Annotated in this window: 18 protein-coding genes; 4 read left to right on the top strand and 14 right to left on the bottom strand. The window is 71.3% G+C overall.

Features of this window, described 5'->3' with window-relative positions; genetic code table 11:
• Positions 1–117 precede the first annotated feature (117 nt).
• Positions 118–2,169 (bottom strand): APC family permease, encoded by a 2,052-nt coding sequence (locus tag ACIPPS_RS30980; protein WP_401438964.1) that lies wholly within the window; start codon positions 2,167–2,169, stop codon positions 118–120.
• 233 nt (positions 2,170–2,402) lie between these two features.
• On the opposite strand from ACIPPS_RS30980, the gene ACIPPS_RS30975 reads away from it, so the two are divergent.
• Complete coding sequence (locus ACIPPS_RS30975) at positions 2,403–3,071, top strand: TrkA family potassium uptake protein (protein ID WP_315893327.1); 669 nt, start codon at positions 2,403–2,405, stop codon at positions 3,069–3,071.
• On the top strand, positions 3,071–3,754 hold the full coding sequence (locus tag ACIPPS_RS30970; RefSeq protein WP_401438961.1) for a potassium channel family protein: 684 nt from the start codon (positions 3,071–3,073) through the stop codon (positions 3,752–3,754). Before ACIPPS_RS30975 ends, ACIPPS_RS30970 begins: the two co-directional genes overlap by 1 nt.
• A 114-nt stretch (positions 3,755–3,868) precedes the next feature.
• Here ACIPPS_RS30970 and ACIPPS_RS30965 read toward each other — a convergent pair whose 3' ends face one another.
• The 8 genes from ACIPPS_RS30965 to ACIPPS_RS30930 all read right to left on the bottom strand — a co-directional run bounded on the left by ACIPPS_RS30965 (position 3,869) and on the right by ACIPPS_RS30930 (position 11,837).
• Positions 3,869–4,672, bottom strand: coding sequence for a DUF3159 domain-containing protein (locus ACIPPS_RS30965; protein ID WP_401438959.1), 804 nt, complete (start codon positions 4,670–4,672; stop codon positions 3,869–3,871).
• 3 nt (positions 4,673–4,675) lie between these two features.
• Positions 4,676–5,074 (bottom strand): OB-fold nucleic acid binding domain-containing protein, encoded by a 399-nt coding sequence (locus tag ACIPPS_RS30960; protein ID WP_401438956.1) that lies wholly within the window; start codon positions 5,072–5,074, stop codon positions 4,676–4,678.
• Positions 5,075–5,358: 284 nt separating this feature from the next.
• Complete coding sequence (locus ACIPPS_RS30955) at positions 5,359–6,045, bottom strand: response regulator (protein WP_401438953.1); 687 nt, start codon at positions 6,043–6,045, stop codon at positions 5,359–5,361.
• Positions 6,046–6,304: 259 nt separating this feature from the next.
• A complete protein-coding gene (locus ACIPPS_RS30950) occupies positions 6,305–8,872 on the bottom strand; it encodes an ATP-binding protein (protein WP_401438950.1) in 2,568 nt (855 codons plus the stop codon).
• 219 nt (positions 8,873–9,091) lie between these two features.
• Positions 9,092–9,820 carry an ABC transporter ATP-binding protein gene (locus ACIPPS_RS30945; RefSeq protein ID WP_401438947.1) on the bottom strand — a complete coding sequence of 243 codons (729 nt, stop codon included), beginning with the start codon at positions 9,818–9,820 and terminating at the stop codon, positions 9,092–9,094.
• Positions 9,821–9,974: 154 nt separating this feature from the next.
• Positions 9,975–10,736 (bottom strand): DUF3710 domain-containing protein, encoded by a 762-nt coding sequence (locus ACIPPS_RS30940; RefSeq protein WP_401438944.1) that lies wholly within the window; start codon positions 10,734–10,736, stop codon positions 9,975–9,977.
• Between the two features lies 1 nt (position 10,737).
• On the bottom strand, positions 10,738–11,253 hold the full coding sequence (gene dut, locus ACIPPS_RS30935; protein WP_401438941.1) for a dUTP diphosphatase: 516 nt from the start codon (positions 11,251–11,253) through the stop codon (positions 10,738–10,740).
• Entirely contained in the window at positions 11,253–11,837 is a 585-nt protein-coding gene (locus tag ACIPPS_RS30930) for a PaaI family thioesterase (RefSeq protein WP_401438939.1), read from the bottom strand. Before ACIPPS_RS30930 ends, dut begins: the two co-directional genes overlap by 1 nt.
• A 58-nt stretch (positions 11,838–11,895) precedes the next feature.
• Between ACIPPS_RS30930 and ACIPPS_RS30925 the strand changes: the two genes are divergently transcribed.
• Complete coding sequence (locus ACIPPS_RS30925; RefSeq protein ID WP_401438936.1) at positions 11,896–12,393, top strand: DUF3093 domain-containing protein; 498 nt, start codon at positions 11,896–11,898, stop codon at positions 12,391–12,393.
• Here the strand turns inward: ACIPPS_RS30925 and ACIPPS_RS30920 are convergent.
• The 4 genes from ACIPPS_RS30920 to ACIPPS_RS30905 all read right to left on the bottom strand — a co-directional run bounded on the left by ACIPPS_RS30920 (position 12,390) and on the right by ACIPPS_RS30905 (position 15,972).
• Positions 12,390–13,376: a hypothetical protein gene (locus ACIPPS_RS30920; protein WP_401438933.1), complete on the bottom strand. Its 987-nt coding sequence runs from the start codon at positions 13,374–13,376 to the stop codon at positions 12,390–12,392. The genes ACIPPS_RS30925 and ACIPPS_RS30920 overlap by 4 nt on opposite strands.
• Positions 13,377–13,388: 12 nt before the next feature.
• The gene (locus tag ACIPPS_RS30915; protein ID WP_003955561.1) at positions 13,389–13,685 is read right to left on the bottom strand and encodes a DUF4193 domain-containing protein; all 297 of its coding nucleotides are present in this window, start codon (positions 13,683–13,685) and stop codon (positions 13,389–13,391) included.
• 393 nt (positions 13,686–14,078) lie between these two features.
• On the bottom strand, positions 14,079–15,314 hold the full coding sequence (locus tag ACIPPS_RS30910) for a sensor histidine kinase (protein ID WP_401438931.1): 1,236 nt from the start codon (positions 15,312–15,314) through the stop codon (positions 14,079–14,081).
• 4 nt (positions 15,315–15,318) lie between these two features.
• Positions 15,319–15,972: a response regulator transcription factor gene (locus ACIPPS_RS30905; RefSeq protein WP_158991339.1), complete on the bottom strand. Its 654-nt coding sequence runs from the start codon at positions 15,970–15,972 to the stop codon at positions 15,319–15,321.
• Between the two features lie 394 nt (positions 15,973–16,366).
• On the opposite strand from ACIPPS_RS30905, the gene ACIPPS_RS30900 reads away from it, so the two are divergent.
• Complete coding sequence (locus ACIPPS_RS30900) at positions 16,367–16,540, top strand: hypothetical protein (RefSeq protein ID WP_401438927.1); 174 nt, start codon at positions 16,367–16,369, stop codon at positions 16,538–16,540.
• 100 nt (positions 16,541–16,640) lie between these two features.
• On the opposite strand, the gene ACIPPS_RS30895 is transcribed toward ACIPPS_RS30900, so the two are convergent.
• Positions 16,641–17,441 carry an inositol monophosphatase family protein gene (locus ACIPPS_RS30895; protein ID WP_401438976.1) on the bottom strand — a complete coding sequence of 267 codons (801 nt, stop codon included), beginning with the start codon at positions 17,439–17,441 and terminating at the stop codon, positions 16,641–16,643.
• Between the last annotated feature and the right edge of the window lie 79 nt (positions 17,442–17,520).

The raw sequence follows: 17,520 nt of genomic DNA, 5'->3' as shown, positions 1-17,520 counted from the left end.
GCCCAACAACCACACCCTAAACCACCCCCAAAAAACAAATAAAGGGTGTTTTACCTCGTGCGGGCCTCCCCAATAAATATTGGGCGGGGGGCCGCCCCCCCCCCCCCCCCCACCAGTCTACGTGCCCTTTCCGGTCGGTTCCTTCGCCCGCTTCTCGACCGGGCCGCGCCGCACCGATCCGGGCGCGCTCCAGTCCTGCCGCTTCCGGGCCCGCTTGCGCGCGGCCTCGGAGGACTGGAGCTGGTACGGGACCGAGGTGACCATCACGCCCGGCGTGAAGAGCAGACGGCCCTTGAGGCGCAGGGCGCTCTGGTTGTGCAGCAGGTGCTCGTACCAGTGGCCGACGACGTACTCGGGGATGTAGACCGAGACGGCGTCCCGCGGGCTCTCGCGGCGGATGTTCTTCACGTACTCGATGACCGGCCGGGTGATCTCGCGGTACGGCGAGTCGAGGATCTTGAGCGGGACGTTGATCCCGCGCCGGTCCCACTCCTCCCGCAGCGCCTTGGTCTCGGCCGGGTCGACGTTGACGCTCAGCGCCTCCAGCTCGCTGGCGTGCAGCAGCTTGGCGTAGGCGAGGGCGCGCAGGGTCGGCTTGTGCAGCTTGGAGACGAGGACGACGGAGCGGACGCGGGACGGGCGGATGTACTCGTCGGGGCGCTCCTCGGCCGCCGCGATCTCCTCCGCGACCGAGTCGTAGTGGCGCCGGATCGCCGACATCGTGCCGTAGAAGATGACCATGCCGAGCAGGGCCACCCAGGCGCCGTGCGTGAACTTGGTGGCGAGGACGACGACGAGGACGAGGCCGGTGAAGAAGGCACCGAAGGCGTTGATCGCGCGGGAGCGGACCATGTGGCGGCGCTTGGCGGGGTCCTTCTCGGTCCTCAGGTGCCGGTTCCAGTGCCGGACCATGCCGGTCTGGCTGAGGGTGAAGGAGACGAAGACACCGACGATGTAGAGCTGGATCAGCTTCGTCGAGTCGGCCCCGTAGACCCAGACCAGCAGCATGGCGGCGCCGGCGAGGAGCACGATGCCGTTGGAGAAGGTGAGCCGGTCGCCGCGGGTGTGCAGCTGGCGCGGCAGGTACCGGTCCTGGGCGAGGATCGAGCCGAGAAGCGGGAAGCCGTTGTACGCCGTGTTGGCGGCCAGGAAGAGGACGAGCGCCGTGGCGGCGGCGAGGAGGACGAAGAAGAACGTTCCGTCGCCGAAGACGGCGGCCGCGACCTGGGAGATGACCGGGTCCTGGACGTAGCTCTCGCCGACCGGCTGACCGTTGCGGAGCAGATCGTGCGCCGGGTTCTCGGCCATCCGCACGTCGGTGGCCATCGCCAGGAAGATGATGCCGCAGAACATGGTGACGGCCAGGCCGCCCATCAGGGCGAGCGTGGTGGCGGCGTTCTTCGACTTCGGCTTGCGGAAGGCGGGGACGCCGTTGGAGATCGCCTCGACGCCGGTGAGGGCGGCACAGCCGGAGGAGAAGGCGCGGAGCAGCAGGAAGACGAGCGCGAAGCCGGCCAGCCCCTCGTGCTCGGGCTTGATCTCGAAGTCGGCGGTGGGCGCCTTCATGGTGTCGTCGAGGACCAGCCCCTTGTACGCGCCCCAGGCGATCATGATGAAGACGCCGGCGACGAAGACGTACGTCGGGATGGCGAAGAGGCTGCCCGACTCCTTCACCCCGCGCAGGTTCATCAGGGTCAGCAGCAGGATGACGCCGACCGCGCAGAGGACCTTGTGCTCGACCACGAACGGGATGGCCGAGCCCAGGTTCTCGATCCCTGAGGAGATCGAGACGGCGACCGTCAGGACGTAGTCGACGAGCAGGGCGCTGGCGACGGTGAGGCCGGCCTTGGGCCCGAGGTTGGTGTTGGCGACCTCGTAGTCGCCGCCGCCGCTCGGGTAGGCGTGCACGTTCTGCCGGTAGGAGGCGACGACCGTGAACATCAGGACGACGACCGCCAGCGCGATCCACGGACTGAAGTGGTAGGCCGACAGACCCGCGATCGACAGGACGAGCAGCACCTCGCCGGGTGCGTACGCCACCGAGGACAGCGGGTCGGAGGCGAAGACGGGGAGGGCGATGCGCTTGGGGAGCAGGGTCTCTCCGAGCTTGTCGCTCCGCAGAGCCCGTCCGATCAGGATCCGTTTGGGCAGGTCGGTCAGTTTGGACACGGAGAGGATCGTAAGCGTTCGAAAACGGCCATGCTCACCGCGACCCCCAATCCGCACGGAATCTCCCTGGCGGGACCTCGGATGCGGTCCCGTCCGGGGTTGCCGCATAAGCTCGGATCGGGCAGCACGGCAGGGCGCTGTCCGCCACGGCCCGGGCCAGTCGGGTGAGGAAAGTTGTGAGCAGGGTGTTTTCGCAGGTCAGCAGGGCGATCAGGAGTGCGGGGTAAGGGGACGTGCACATCGTCATCATGGGCTGCGGGCGAGTGGGAGCCGCTCTCGCGCAGACCCTGGAGCAGCAGGGCCACACCGTCGCGGTCGTGGACCAGGACCCGACGGCTTTCCGCCGCCTGGGCTCCGGTTTCGGCGGGCGCCGTGTCACCGGCGTCGGCTTCGACCAGGACACCCTGCGTGAGGCGGGGATCGAGGAGGCCGGTGCCTTCGCCGCCGTGAGCAGCGGTGACAACTCCAACATCATCGCCGCGCGGGTCGCGCGCGAGATGTTCGGCATCGAGAACGTGGCGGCCCGGATCTACGACCCCCGGCGCGCCGAGGTCTACCAGCGACTGGGCATCCCGACGGTCGCCACGGTCCGTTGGACCGCCGACCAGATGCTGCGGCGCCTGCTGCCGTCCGGCGCGGAGCCGCTGTGGAGCGACCCCAGCGGTGGGGTGCAGCTGGCGGAGGTGCACACCTCCGCGGCGTGGATCGGCCACAAGATCAGCAAGCTGCAGGACGAGACGGGTGTGCGCGTGGCGTTCCTCACCCGGCTGGGCGAGGCGGTCATCCCCTCCTCGCAGACGGTCCTGCAGGAGGGCGATCTCGTGCACGTGATGATGCGGATCGACGAGATCGGCAAGGTCGAGGCGGCGTTCGCCGAGGGTCCTGAGGAGGGCGGTCACTGATGCGTGTCGCAATCGCGGGCGCGGGTGCGGTGGGCCGCTCCATCGCGGGCGAGCTCCTGGAGAACGGCCACGAGGTCCTGCTGATCGACAAGGCGCCCACCGCCATCTCGGTGGAGCGGGTGCCGCAGGCGGAGTGGCTGCTGGCCGACGCCTGCGAGATCACCTCGCTGGACGAGGCGGCGCTGCAGCGCTGCAACGTGGTCATCGCGGCCACCGGCGACGACAAGGTCAACCTGGTCGTCTCGCTGCTCGCGAAGACCGAGTACGGCGTGCCGCGCGTCGTCGCCCGGGTGAACAACCCGAAGAACGAGTGGCTCTTCAACGAGTCGTGGGGCGTGGACGTCGCCGTCTCGACGCCGCGTCTGATGTCGGCCCTGGTGGAGGAGGCGGTGAGCGTGGGCGACCTGGTCCGGCTGCTCCGCTTCAGCCACGGCGACGCGAACCTGGTGGAGCTGACGCTGCCGCCGGAGTCGGCGATCGCGGGCACGGCCGTGGGCGACGTGGCCTGGCCGCAGGACACCTCCCTGGTGACGATCATCCGCGGCTCCCGGGTCCTGACCCCGAGCCCGGAGGAGACGCTGGAGGCCGGCGACGAGCTCCTCTTCGTGGCCGCGCAGGCCCGCGAGGAGCAGCTGGAGGACCTGCTCTCGGTCCGCCGCGAAGAGGGCGCGCCGAAGAACTGACGGCGACGGCGCCCTACGTGCGTACGGAGAAGGGCCCGGGACCTCGCGAGGTCCCGGGCCCTTCTCCGTAGCGCTTCGTACTACTCGGCTGCCGTGCCGCAGCAGCGCTGCGTACTACTCCGGCTGCCGTGCCGCGGCCGCCTTGCGGGCCTTCTCGGCCTCCTCCTCCGCCTCCATCTCGGCGAAGACGTCGATCGGCGGCGGGGCCTTCGCCAGGAAGACCCACGTCAGGTACACCGCGAGCAGGAACGGCGGGATCTTCAGCGCGACCAGGACCCAGCCGAACTGCGTGGTGTCGGCCCACCAGTACAGCGGGAAGAGGATCGCGCACTTGGCGAGCAGGATCAGGCCCCAGGCCCAGCTGGCCTTGGCGTACGCCTTCTTCCGGCCGGGGTTACGGGTCCGCCAGGACAGGTTCTCCTTGAAGACCGGGCCCAGGATGAGGCCGATCAGCGGCACGCCCGCGATCGTCGTGATGATGTACGCCAGGGCGAGGCCCAGCGTGTACAGCATGCCCGGCAGGTAGAAGTCCTTGGCGTTGCCGGTCATCATCGCGAAGACCACGCCGAACGCCACGCCGAAGACGCCGCTGAAGGCGTGCTTGACGGTGTCCCGGCGGATCAGCCGGACGGCGACGAGCGCCAGGGAGACCCCGAGCGCCGCGATCGCCGAGATGTGCAGGTCCTTGTTGATCGTGAAGATCGTGACGAAGAGCAGACCGGGCACGACCGTCTCGATCATGCCGCGCAGGCCTCCGAAGGCCTCGAAGAGCGCGGCTTCGGTGACCTCCTTCGCCGCCTGCCGTTCCTGGGACGCGTCCTGAGCGGCGTCCTGGGACGTCGGGGAGGGCTGACCGCCCAGGCCGTCCTGGCCGTCCTGGCCGTCCTGATCCGTCGTCGGCTTGTCGAGCGACGTCACCGGCTACTCCTGTCCGAGCGGTCGGAGCTCGTATTTGGGGTTGAAGAGGACCCGCCGGCCGTGGCTCATGGAGATCCGGCCGGAGGCGATCAGCTTGCGGCCCGGCTCTATGCCCACGATGGACCGCCGGCCCAGCCACACCACGTCCAAGGGGGCCGTGCCGTCGAACAGCTCGGCCTCGAGGGCGGGCACGCCGGCCCGGGGGCGCAGCGTGACCGTGCGCAACGTACCAGTCACCTTGACTATCTGGCGGTCGGAGCAGTCGCAGATGCGCGTGCAGCCCGACGCCTCGGCGTCCTCCTGAAGCTCTTCCGACTCCAGGTCCTCCTGCGAGGTGGACAGCCGGTCGAGCATCCGGCGGAAGCGTCCGGCCGGCTTCTCCGTACGGGGTGCGGCACTCATACAGAAAGCGTACCGGCCCCCGCCGACAGCCGAACCGGCCCGGATCGCCCCGAAGAATCAGGTATCGGCCTTTGCACCGACACGTCCGTCGGCAGGCCCGTCGGCACGTCCGGTGACACGTCCGTAGGCACGTCCGTAGGCACGTCCGGTGACACGTCCGTAGGCACGTACGGCGACATGGCCGGCCGCACATCCGGCGACACGCCCGTCGGCACGTCCGTCGACACGCCCGCCGGCCGGACCGTGAGCCGGGTCGCCGGGCCGCCGGGCCCGCGCGTCCCGTATCAGTGCTCGAAGCGGTAGCCCATTCCCGGCTCCGTGACGAAGTGCCGCGGGTGCGACGGGTCGGCCTCCAGCTTGCGCCGCAGCTGGGCCATGTAGACCCGCAGGTAGTTCGTCTCGGTGCCGTACGACGGGCCCCAGACCTCCTGGAGCAGCTGCTTCTGGCTCACCAGGCGGCCGCTGTTGCGGACGAGCACCTCCAGCAGGTGCCACTCGGTCGGCGTCAGGCGGACGTCCCGCCCGTCCCGGTGGACCTTCTTGGCGGCCAGGTCGACCGTGAAGTCCTCCGTCTCGACCGTCACGACGCCGTCGTCCCCGCCGCCGACCGGCTCGGCCCGGCGTACGGCGGCGCGCAGCCGGGCGAGCAGCTCGTCCATGCCGAAGGGCTTGGTGACGTAGTCGTCGGCGCCGGCGTCGAGTGCCTCGACCTTCTCGTCGGAGGTCTGGCGCGCCGAGAGCACCAGGATCGGCACCCGGGTCCAGCCCCGCAGCCCCTTGATGACCTCGACGCCGTCGATGTCCGGCAGGCCGAGGTCGAGGACGACCACGTCGGGGTGGCGCTCGGCGGCGAGCCGGAGGGCGGTGGCGCCGTCGGGGGCCGCGTCCACCTCGTACTTGCGCGCCTTGAGGTTGATCACCAGCGCGCGGACGATCTGCGGCTCGTCGTCGACGACGAGAACCCGGGTCATCGAGGGCTTCCTTCTCTCTGCTGCGTACGTCGGGAGGAACGGGACGGTGGTGCGGGAGGCCCAGGAGGTGCCGGAGGACCGGGTGGTGCGGGAGGTACGGGAGGACCGGGTGGTGCCGGAGGGCCGAGGGACGCGGGAGAACCGGGAGGTACGGGAGGACCCGGAGATGCCGGAGGGCCGAGGGATGCGAGAGGACCGGGAGGGTCGGGAGGACCCGGAGGGCCGGGTGGCGCCTGCGGGCGGCCGGGGGACCGTGCGCTCATGTGCCGACCCGGGCGGACAGGTCGGGGTCGGTCGACGGCAGCGGCTGCGGGGACTGCGGGGACCGGCGCGTCACGGCCTTCAGGGTGAGCGTCATCGTCAGGCCGCCGCCGGGGGTGTCCTCCGCCGCGATGGTGCCGCCCATGGCCTCGACGAAGCCTCGGGCGACCGCCAGGCCGAGGCCGACGCCGGAGCCGCGCGGGGCGTCTCCGTACCGCTGGAACGGCTCGAATATGCGTTCCTTGCTCTCGTCCGGCACTCCCGGCCCCTGGTCCACGACGCGCAGCTCGACCCGGTCGCCCAGGGCGCTGGCGGAGACGTTCACCGGTGTGCCGTCGGGGCTGTACTTGACGGCGTTCTCCACGACGTTGGCGACGACCCGCTCCAGGAGTCCCTTGTCGACCTCGACCATCGGCAGGGTCTCGGGGATGTCCAGCTCGGCGCTCCCGTCGGGCACGCCGCCGAGCGCCATGGGGACGACCTCGTCCAGGTCGATGGGGCGGATGAGCGGGGTGACCGTACCGGTCTGGAGCCGGGACATGTCGAGGAGGTTACCGACCAGGTGGTCGAGCCGGTCGGCGCCGTTCTCGATGCCCGCGAGGAGTTCCGCCCGGTCCTCCTCGGACCAGTCGACGTCGTCGGAGCGCAGGGAGGAGACGGCCGCCTTGATGCCGGCGAGGGGGGTACGCAGGTCATGGCTGACGGCCGCGAGGAGCGAGGTGCGGATCTTGTTTCCCTCGGCCTGCTTGCGGGCCTGTTCAGCCTCGTCGACGAGGCGCTGCCGGTCCAGGACGACGACGGCCTGCGCGGCGAAGGCGCCGAGTACGCGCCGGTCCTCGGCGGGCAGGACGCGGCCGGTGAGGGCGAGCGCCAGGTGCTCGCCGACGGGCATGTCGACGTCCGCGTCCTCCGGTCGGGCGGCGGGGTGCTGGCCGACGCTCGCCGCCCGGGTCCACGGCTCGACGTCGCTCTCGCGTTCGAGGAGGGCGACGGACTCCATGGAGAAGGTCTCCCGGACCCGTTCGAGCAGGGCGTCCAGGCTGGACTCGCCGCGCAGCACGCTGCCCGCCAGATACGAGAGCACCTCGGACTCGGCGCGCAGCCGGGCGGCCTGGTGGGTGCGCCGGGCGGCCAGGTCGACCACCGAGGCGACGGCCACGGCGACACCGAAGAAGACGGCGATCGCGACGATGTTCTTGGGGTCGGCGATGGTCACGCGGTGCAGCGGCGGGGTGAAGAACCAGTTGAGCAGGAACGATCCGAAGGCGGCCGACGCGAGGGCCGGCAGGAGCCCGCCGAGCAGCGCCGCGGCGACGGTCAGCGCCAGGAACAGCAGCATGTCGTTGGCGAGGCCGAGGTCGGCGTCGATGTGGGTGAGGAGCAGGGTGAGCAGGGCCGGACCGGCGATGCCGGTCAGCCAGCCCCAGATGATCCGGGAGCGGCCGAGCCGGGCGCTGCGGGCGACGGGAAGTCCGCGGCCCTTGGCGACCTCTTCGTGGGTGACGATGTGGACATCGAGGTCGGGGCCCGATTCGCGGGCGACGGTCTGGCCGACGCCGGGTCCGAAGATGTACTGCCAGGTCTTGCGGCGGCTGGAGCCGAGGACGATCTGGGTGGCGTTGACGCCGCGCGCGAATTCGAGCAGGCCGGAGGGGATGTCGTCGCCTATGACGTGGTGGAACGTTCCGCCGAGGTCCTCGACCAGGGTCCGTTGGACGGCGAGTTCCTTCGGTGAGGCGGCCGTGAGCCCGTCGCTGCGGGCGATGTAGACGGCGAGCACCTCGCCGCCCGCGCCCTTCTCCGCCAGGCGCGACGCGCGCCGGATGAGGGTGCGGCCCTCGGGGCCGCCGGTGAGGCCGACGACGATGCGCTCGCGGGCCTGCCAGGTGGAGCGGATGCCGTGCTCGCCCCGGTACTGCTGGAGGTACTCGTCGACCCGGTCGGCGGTCCAGAGCAGGGCCAGCTCGCGCAGGGCCGTGAGGTTGCCGGGGCGGAAGTAGTTGGCGAGCGAGGCGTCGATCCGGTCGGGCTTGTAGATGTTGCCGTGGGCCATGCGGCGGCGCAGCGCCTGGGGCGACATGTCGACCAGCTCGATCTGGTCCGCCCGGCGTACGACCTCGTCGGGGACGGCCTCCTGCTGGCGGACGCCGGTGATCGACTCGACGACGTCGCCCAGCGATTCGAGGTGCTGGATGTTGACCGTGGATATGACGTCGATCCCGGCGGCGAGCAGCTCCTCGACGTCCTGCCAGCGCTTGGAGTTCCGGGAGCCGGGGACGTTGGTGTGCGCCAGCTCGTCGACGAGCGCGACCGCCGGTCTCCTGGCCAGGACCGCGTCGACGTCCATCTCGGTGAAGCTCGCGTCCCGGTACTGCAGCGTCCGGCGCGGGACCTGCTCCAGGCCGTGCAGCATCACTTCCGTACGGGGGCGGCCGTGGTGCTCCACGAGGGCGACGACACAGTCCGTACCGCGCTCGACGCGGCGGTGCCCCTCGGAGAGCATCGCGTACGTCTTGCCGACGCCCGGTGCCGCGCCGAGGTAGATCCGTAGTTTGCCGCGTCCCATGGCACGACCTTACGTCCAGCGAATCGGACATTCCGCACCAGTGGCACACGTGACCAGCCGTATTGACGCGATTCTGACGAGACGCCGCCGAGGGGCGACGACCGGCCCGCGCGAGGGACGGGGACGGCCCGCGTCAAAGAACCGCCGGCCCGCGTGCAGCGCGCGGTCCGGGGCGGCACCCCGTCCTCAGTGCTCGACGATCTCGCTGCGCCGGGCCGGTCAGTGCTCGACGATCTCGCCGTCGTTCAGTTCGAGCACCCGGTCCGCGAGGCCGAGGAGCTGGGCGTCGTGGGTGGCCACCAGGGCCGTGACGCCCTCGCTGCGGACGACCGCGCGCAGCAGGTGCATCACCGCGAGACCGGTCTCCGCGTCGAGCTGGCCGGTCGGCTCGTCGGCGATCAGCAGGGCCGGCTTGTTGGCGAGGGCCCGGGCGATGGCGACGCGCTGCTGCTGGCCGCCGGAGAGTTCGCCGGGCCGCTGGGCCGCGTGGTCGGCGAGGCCGACCAGGGCGAGAAGGAGAGCGACCCGCTCCTCGCGCTCCGCGGGGTCGGCCTTGCGCAGCCGCAGCGGTACGCCCACGTTCTCGGCGGCGGTCAGGATCGGGATGAGCCCGAAGGACTGGAAGATGAAGCCGATGCTGTCCCGGCGCAGCTCCAGGAGTCCGTCCTCGCCGAGCCGCGCGAGGTCCGTCCCGTCGATGGTGATCCGGCCGCCGTCGGGGCTGTCCAGGCCGCCGACCAGGTTGAGCAGGGTGGTCTTGCCGGAGCCCGAGCGGCCCTTCAGCGCGACGAGCTCCCCGCGCGGGATGTCGAAGGAGACCCCGCGCAGCGCGTGGACCGCGGCCTCACCCGTACCGTACGAGCGGCGCAGGCCCTCGACGCGGACCATCGGCCCGCCGGTCGGGTCCTCGGCGACCGCCGTGCCGGACCTGGCGCTGCTCTCACTCATCGCGGTGCTCCCCCTCGTCGACCATGTGCGCCCGTCAGTATGGGCCGACGAGGGTCCGCCCGGCCAGAGCCCGAACGCACCGGTGGGCCGCATTCCGGACAAGCTGTTCGGAATGCGGCCCACCGGCCTCGATCGGAGCGCGGGGAGAACCGGGTCAGCGGACCTCGGTGATCTCCGGTCCGCGCTGGAGCTGGCCCATGCCTCCGGAGAAGCGGGAGCCCTCCTGCTCGTCCTGCTGCACGCCGTCCGGCACCATCTGCGCGTCGTTGGGGAGCTTGAGGACGATGGGGTCGCGCGGGGCCATCGGTGCGTCGCCCCGGACCACCACGGTGTCCCGGACGATCTGCTCCAGCAGGCCGGCGGCCTCCGGCTGCACGGCGCCCTGGCCGGAGATGACTCCGCGCAGGAACCAGCGGGGTCCGTCGACACCCACGAAGCGCACCAGCTGCACACCGCCGGTGCCGTCGGGCAGCTGCACCGGGACCTGCGCCCGCAGCTCCCAGCCCAGCGGGCCCTCGACCTCGTCGATGACACCGCCCTGCTGGGTGATGCCGGAAGCGATCTCCTCGCGGACCTCGCCCCAGATGCCTTCCTTCTTCGGCGCGGCGAAGGCCTGCAGCTGCACGGCGCTGTTCTGCAGCACGACGGTGGCCGCGACGATCGCGTCGCCCGCCACCTCGACCCGCAGCTCCATGCCCTCGACCCCGGGCACGAAGATGCCACCGAGGTCCACGCGGCCGTCCTCCGGCTTGGAGACCTCGGAGACGTCCCACGGTCCGTCGGGCCGGGGCGCCGGCGGAAGGTTCATCCGACGCGACGCGCCGGCCGTGTCGTCGGTGTCGACCTCGTCGACGACCTGCTCGGCCTCGCCCGCCGCGTCCTCAGCGGTACCGCTCTTCTTGCGACGTCCGAACACGTCACTGTCCTTCCCGGTCGGATACGACCGAAGCGTATCGATTCCCACCCGTGGTGCCGTCCACGTCGGCATGACCGCCGGTGGACCCGAAGCCCCCCTCGGCCCGCGCCGAGCCGGGAAGCTCCGCCACCTCGTGGAAGCGCACCTTCTCGACCTGCTGGACGACCAGTTGGGCAATCCGGTCGAACCGTTCGAACCGCACGCTCTCGCGCGGGTCCAGATTGACCACGATCACCTTGATCTCTCCACGGTACCCGGCATCCACGGTCCCTGGGGCATTCACCAGGGCGACTCCGCAGCGCGCGGCCAGGCCGGAGCGCGGGTGCACGAAGGCGGCGTAGCCGTCGGGGAGCGCGATGGAGACGCCGGTGGGCAGCACGGCCCGCTCACCGGGGGCCAGGACGGCCGCCTCGGTGGTCACGAGATCGGCGCCGGCGTCGCCGGGGTGGCCGTAGGCGGGGATCGGTACGTCGGGGTCGACGCGGCGGATCAGGACGTCGAGAGGGGGGTTGGTCATCAGGGGTTCACCTCGAAGGCGCGGGCGCGCCGGACCTGGTCGGGGTCGGACATGGCGGCCTGGATCTCCTCCGGGCGGCCGTTGTCGATGAAGTGGTCGACCTTGACCTCGATGAAGAGGGCGTCGGCGCGGACCGCGACGGGGCCCTCGGGCCCGCCGATCCGGCCGACGGCGGTCGAGTAGATCTTGCGGCCGTGCACGGCGGTGACCTCGGCCTGCAGGTGCAGGACGGTGCCGACGGGGACGGGCCGGGCGAAGTCGGTCTCCAGGCGTCCGGTGACGGCGATGACCCGCAGCAGCCAGTTCAGGGAGCCGAGGGTCTCGTCGAGCGCGGTGGCGAGGACGCCGCCGTGCGCGAGGCCGGGGGCGCCCTGGTGGTCGGCGGTCACCGTGAACTCGGCGGTGACGGTCACGCCCTCGCCGGCCCGGGCCTCCAGGTGGAGTCCGTGGGGCTGCCCGCCGCCGCACCCGAAACAGTGCGCGTAGTGCGCGCCGAGCGGCTCGCCCGGGGCGGGCGCGTCGGGGTGGCGTACCGGCGGTATGGCGTCGGCCGGCGGGGTGAGTGCGGGAGATGTTGCGGTCACAGGCGCAGACCTTACCCGCGAGGCCAGGCGCGGGTCGCGCCGTGCCAAGCTTGGACGCATGCAGCCTTCCGCCTCCTCCCCCGTTCCGGCCGCTTCGGCGGCCGCGGTGCCGCGTTTCGACGAGCGGCTGACCGCTCCCGGCTCCTGGTGGGTGATCGCCGCTCTGCTGGGCCTCAGCGGCGGCCTGGTCATGTTCCCGCTGGGTACGGTCCCGACGCTGGGCGGTGTGCTCGTCGCGGGTGCGCTGGCGGCCGTGGCCGTGTCCTCGTACGGCTCGGCGCGGATCCGGGTGGTGTCCGGTTCGCTGGTCGCGGGTGACGCGCGGATCCCCGCCTCGGCGCTGGGGACGCCGGAGGTGCTGGACGAGGAGGAGGCACGCGCCTGGCGCACGTTCAAGGCCGATCCGCGGGCCTTCATGGTACTGCGCGGCTATGTGCCGCGCGCGGTCCGGATCGAGGTCACGGACCCGCAGGACCCGACGCCGTACGTGTATCTCTCCAGCCGTGACCCCGAGGGCCTGGCCGCCGCGATCGAGGCGGCCCGCGCCGAGGGTTAGAAGCCGATCTCCTTGGGGTTCTCGGGCTGCTCCAGCGGGGGCAGCCCCTCCAGGGCGCTCCAGGGCACCTGGCGCTTGCGCAGGTCCTTGCGGACGTGCTCGGCGAGCTTCCTGGTGTCCCGCCGGTTCATCACGGCACCGACGGCGGCGCCGACCATGAACGGCATCAGGTTCGGCAGGTTGCGCACCATGCGCTTCATGATCTGCTGGCGCAGCTCGCGCTTGAGCTGGCCGCCGAGCGCCGCGTTGACGGTGGTCGGCTTGGTGGGGTCGATGCCCCGCTCCTCGGTCCAGGAGGTCAGGTAGGCCGTCGACCGCTGGGTGAGCGTGCCGGGGGGCCGGATGCCGTAGACCTCGTGGAGTTCGGCGATGAGCTTGAGCTCGATCGCGGCGACGCCGGTGATCTCGGCTGCGAGTTCGGCGGGCATGGCCGGGGGCACGGGCAGCATCGCGGCCGCGCCGACGCCGGCGCCGACGGTCGAGCTGGCGTTGCAGGCGCCCGCGACGAGTTTGTCGGCGATCTGCTCGGGGCCGAGCCCGGGGAAGTGCTTGCGCAGGGTCGCCAGGTCCCGTACGGGGACGCGGGGGGCGATCTCGATGATCCGGTCGGCGAGGTAGCCGATGCCCGCTCTGGCGCTCTCGCCGCCACGCTTCACGCCGCGTTTGACGGCGTCGATCCGCGCGCGGTCGAGCTTCATACGGTCCAACTGGGCGCGCGCCGGGTCGGTGACGCGTTTGACGACGCCCGGGCGGCGCCCGCCGCTGGAGGCGTCCTGTTCCTCCGGTTCCTGCGTGGTGGCAGCTTCGAGCGAGGCCGAGGGGCCTCGCTCGTCGTCACGTGCGCCGAGGGAGGGCAGGAGGGCGTTCTGCTCGGCCTCGGTGGCCTCCTGGGCCACGTCCGCCGGGTTCGAGCCGCCCTGATCCGCCTCCGGCTTCCCGGGAAGCCGGAAGCGTCGCTTCCGAGACGGTGTGTCGCCTGCCACGGTCGACCGATCTCAGTCGCAGTCGCGGCAGATCGGCTGACCGTTCTTCTCCCGAGCCAGCTGGCTGCGGTGGTGCACGAGGAAGCAGCTCATGCAGGTGAACTCGTCGGCCTGCTTCGGCAGGACCCGTACGGCGAGCTCTTCGTTCGAGAGGTCCGCGCCGGGAAGCTCCAGGCCTTCGGCGGCCTCGAACTCGTCGACGTCGACCGTCGAGGTGGACTTGTCGTTCCGGCGGGCCTTCAGTTCCTCAAGGCTGTCCGAATCGACGTCGTCATCGGTCTTGCGTGGGGTGTCGTAATCCGTTGCCATGTCGCTCTCCCCCTCTGGGTGGTTGCGGTGTCTCAGCGCACGTAACGCGTGAGAGGCCGGACTTGTGCCCGACCTGAGGCGGAGATTTTGCCTCACATCAAGGTCTGTTACTCAATCGACACCCAACCGGCCCTCTCGCGAGTGATCGGCTTTGGGTGGCGAACCGGACCGTACACGGTCCTCCTGCCGTCCTTCACGGGCGCCACCCCGTGTACTTCCCGTGATCCAGGGCCCTGGAAACCCGGACTTTTCCGGGATTTCCCACGAGTTCTCGATCACGGAGAGTAGAGAGCCGGATGCGCGTCCCTGTGATCGATCACACACGTGCGTCTCAGGGATGGGACCCGGAAATTCCGCGCAAAGCGAACAGAACCGGCTGGTACTCGAAGTGTGTCAGATCGGCAGAGTGACACGCATCACGAGACCGCCGCCTTCGCGGGGCTCCGCGATGATACGGCCACCGTGTGCCCGCGCGACGGAACGGGCGATCGACAGGCCGAGTCCGACCCCCTTGTCGCTCCCTGTCCGCTCCTGCCGCAGCCGCCTGAACGGCTCGAAGAGGTTGTCGATCTCGTACGCGGGAACCACGGGACCCGTGTTCGAGACGACGAGGACGGCCTGACCGTTCTCGGTTCCGGTGGTGACCTCCACCCAGCCCTCGTCGGCCGCGTTGTACCGCACGGCGTTCTGGACCAGGTTCAGCGCGATCCGCTCCAGGAGCACGCCATTGCCCTGGACGACGGCGAGGGCGCGCTCGCCGCGGATCTCCACGCCCTTGGCCTGGGCCTCGGCGTGCACCTGGTCGACGGCGCGCGAGGCGACCTCCGCCAGGTCGACGGGCTTGCGCTCGATGATCTGGTTGTCGCTGCGCGCGAGCAGCAGCAGGCCCTCGACCAGCTGCTCGCTGCGCTCGTTGGTGGCGAGCAGGGTCTTGCCGAGCTGCTGGAGCTCGACGGGCGCGCCGGGGTCGGAGAGGTGGACCTCCAGGAGCGTGCGGTTGATCGCCAGGGGCGTGCGCAGCTCGTGCGAGGCGTTGGCGACGAAGCGCTGCTGGGCGGTGAAGGCCCGCTCCAGCCGCTCCAGCATCTCGTCGAAGGTGTCCGCGAGCTCCTTCAGCTCGTCGTCCGGGCCGTCCAGCTCGATCCGGCGCGCGAGGTCGGAGCCGGCCACCTGGCGGGCGGTCCGGGTGATCCGCCCCAGCGGGGAGAGCACCCGGCCGGCCATGGCGTAGCCGAAGGCGAAGGCGATGATGCTCAGGCCGAGCAGGGCGAACAGGGAGCGGCGCAGCAGGTCGTCGAGGGCCATTTCCCGCTGGTGCTGGAGACAGGCCGAGACGGCTTCGTTGAGCTGCTCCCCGGTGCCCGTGGCGGGCAGTTGGCACCAGGAGGTGGTCGGCTGGACCTTGCCCTCGACCACCTTGAAGGGCAGCTCGGAGCCGCTGTCACCCAACGCCTGGGCGGTGAAGAGATAGATGATCGACAGCAGCAGGATGCCGGCGATCAGGAACATCCCGCCGTACAGCAGCGTGAGCCGTATCCGGATGGTCGGGCGGAGCAGGGGCCTCACCGGGTCTCGGGGGTCCCAGGTCGGCTTCGGGGGCGCCTGAGGGTGCGCCGGGGTCGCGGCCACCGGGTCAGATCCGATAGCCGGAGCCGGGCACGGTGACGATGACCGGGGGCTCGCCCAGCTTCCGGCGGAGGGTCATCACCGTGACCCGTACGACGTTGGTGAACGGGTCGGTGTTCTCGTCCCAGGCCTTCTCCAGGAGCTGCTCGGCCGAGACGACGGCGCCCTCGCTGCGCATGAGGACCTCCAGGACGGCGAACTCCTTCGGCGCGAGCTGGACCTCCTTGCCGTCGCGGAAGACCTCGCGGCGGTTCGGGTCGAGCTTGATGCCGGCGCGCTCCAGGACGGGCGGCAGCGGCACGGTCGTACGGCGGCCCAGGGCACGCACGCGTGCGGTGAGCTCGGTGAAGGCGAAGGGCTTCGGCAGATAGTCGTCGGCGCCCAGCTCGAGGCCCTCCACGCGGTCGCTGACGTCGCCGGAGGCGGTGAGCATCAGGACGCGGGTGGGCATGCCGAGCTCGACGATCTTGCGGCAGACGTCGTCACCGTGGACCAGCGGAAGGTCGCGGTCGAGGACGACCACGTCGTAGTCGTTCACCCCGACCCGCTCCAGGGCGGCGGCGCCGTCGTACACGACGTCGACGGCCATGGCCTCCCGGCGCAGTCCGGTGGCCACCGCATCGGCGAGCAGCTGCTCGTCCTCGACGACGAGTACGCGCACGTCGGTCGTTCCTTCCTCTGGGCCCCTGCCCTCAACGCGGGCCGGGCGGTCTGAGCACTGACTGTGCGCGTCCATCCTGCCCCGTACGCGCGTAAACCGGCTGTAAGACGGCGTGCGGGAGGCCGGGACGGGGCGCCGCGACGGATGGGGGGCGTGTGGAAGCACGGCCGGGGTCGGACGGGGGCGTGCGAAGAATTCGCCGGGTTGCCGGGCCAGTTGAGGTTTCTGGGCGGAGGCTGGTGGGGAGGACGACTGCACACCCCGTGATCACGCCCTGCTTGTGGCACACGTTTGTGGCAGCCACAGGCCGCTCTGTCCCCCAGAGGTTGCAGCGTGTGATCCACCCACCCTCGGCACACCCCCGTGCCATCGACCCATGACGAGGGGGCGCACCATGGACGCTTTCACCGCGGGACTGCTGCAGCGCATAAGGGCCGCGCAGACCGACCTCACAATGGCACGCGAGACGGGCGACGACTTCCTCGCGGAGGTCGAGCAGGCCGAGCTCGAGGACCTGCACCGACTGGCCGCCGAGCACGGCGTGGAGGTCGGCGCCGCCAGCGTCTGACCCCGGCCGAAGAGGCCTCGGTGTCGCCGACACCGGGGCCTCTTCGCGTACCCGGGGCCGTACCCGGGCCGGGCCGTGCCTGAGCCGCCCCGGTCCTGCCTCAGTCGTGCCAGGCCCCGAGCTCGTCCAGGAGCTGCTGGAGGGGTTTGAAGACGCCGGGTGGGGCCGCGATCGTCAGCTCGCCCGACGGGCGCTCCCCGGGCCGTCCGCCGGTCAGGGCGCCCGCCTCGCGGGCGATCAGGTCTCCGGCGGCGAGGTCCCAGGGGTTGAGGCCCCGCTCGTAGTAGCCGTCGAGCCGGCCCGCGGCCACGTCGCAGAGGTCGATGGCGGCGGAGCCGCCCCGCCGGATGTCGCGCAGGACGGGGATCATCCGCTGGGCGACGTCGGCCTGGTGGGCACGGCGGGTCTGGACGTAGGCGAAGCCGGTGGAGATCAGCGCCTGGTCCATCGGCGGCGCGGGGCGGACCGCGAGGCGGCGCTCACCGACCGCGGTGTCGGCGTACGCGCCACCGCCGAGCACCGCCCGGTACGTCTCGTTCCGCATCGGCGCCTCGACGACGCCGACGAGGGTCTCTCCGTCCCGCTCGGCCGCGATGGAGACGGCCCAGGTCGGCAGTCCGTAGAGGTAGTTCACCGTCCCGTCGAGCGGGTCGATCACCCAGCGGACACCGCTGGTGCCGGGGCTGGCGGCGCCCTCCTCGCCGAGGAAGCCGTCCTCGGGGCGGTGTTCGGCGAGGAAGCCGGTGATCAGCTTCTCCGCCGCGATGTCCATCTCCGTGACGACGTCGATGGGGCTGGACTTGGTCCTGGCGACCGCGAGGTCGTCGGGCCGGCCGTCGCGCAGCAGCGCGCCGGCCCGGCGCCCGGCCTCCAGCGCGAGGCCGAGCAGCTCGGCGAGCAGGGGGTCGGACGACGCGGCGCCCGTCGGTGCGGGGCCGGTCGGTCCGGGGCCGGTCGATGCGGGGTCGGTCGGTGCGGGG

The organism is Streptomyces sp. NPDC090127 (assembly GCF_044746945.1).
Lineage (GTDB): Bacteria > Actinomycetota > Actinomycetes > Streptomycetales > Streptomycetaceae > Streptomyces.
This window is presented reverse-complemented; position numbering and strand designations above follow the sequence as displayed.

Bases quoted from the DNA above. Each gene is read 5' to 3' on its own strand.
- ACIPPS_RS30970 (WP_401438961.1), top strand. From the start codon at position 3,071: ATGCGTGTCGCAATCGCGGGCGCGGGTGCGGTGGGCCGCTCCATCGCG.
- ACIPPS_RS30960 (WP_401438956.1), bottom strand. From the start codon at position 5,074: ATGAGTGCCGCACCCCGTACGGAGAAGCCGGCCGGACGCTTCCGCCGG.
- ACIPPS_RS30955 (WP_401438953.1), bottom strand. From the start codon at position 6,045: ATGACCCGGGTTCTCGTCGTCGACGACGAGCCGCAGATCGTCCGCGCG.
- ACIPPS_RS30950 (WP_401438950.1), bottom strand. From the start codon at position 8,872: ATGGGACGCGGCAAACTACGGATCTACCTCGGCGCGGCACCGGGCGTC.
- ACIPPS_RS30945 (WP_401438947.1), bottom strand. From the start codon at position 9,820: ATGAGTGAGAGCAGCGCCAGGTCCGGCACGGCGGTCGCCGAGGACCCG.
- dut (WP_401438941.1), bottom strand. From the start codon at position 11,253: ATGACCAACCCCCCTCTCGACGTCCTGATCCGCCGCGTCGACCCCGAC.
- ACIPPS_RS30925 (WP_401438936.1), top strand. From the start codon at position 11,896: ATGCAGCCTTCCGCCTCCTCCCCCGTTCCGGCCGCTTCGGCGGCCGCG.
- ACIPPS_RS30915 (WP_003955561.1), bottom strand. From the start codon at position 13,685: ATGGCAACGGATTACGACACCCCACGCAAGACCGATGACGACGTCGAT.
- ACIPPS_RS30900 (WP_401438927.1), top strand. From the start codon at position 16,367: ATGGACGCTTTCACCGCGGGACTGCTGCAGCGCATAAGGGCCGCGCAG.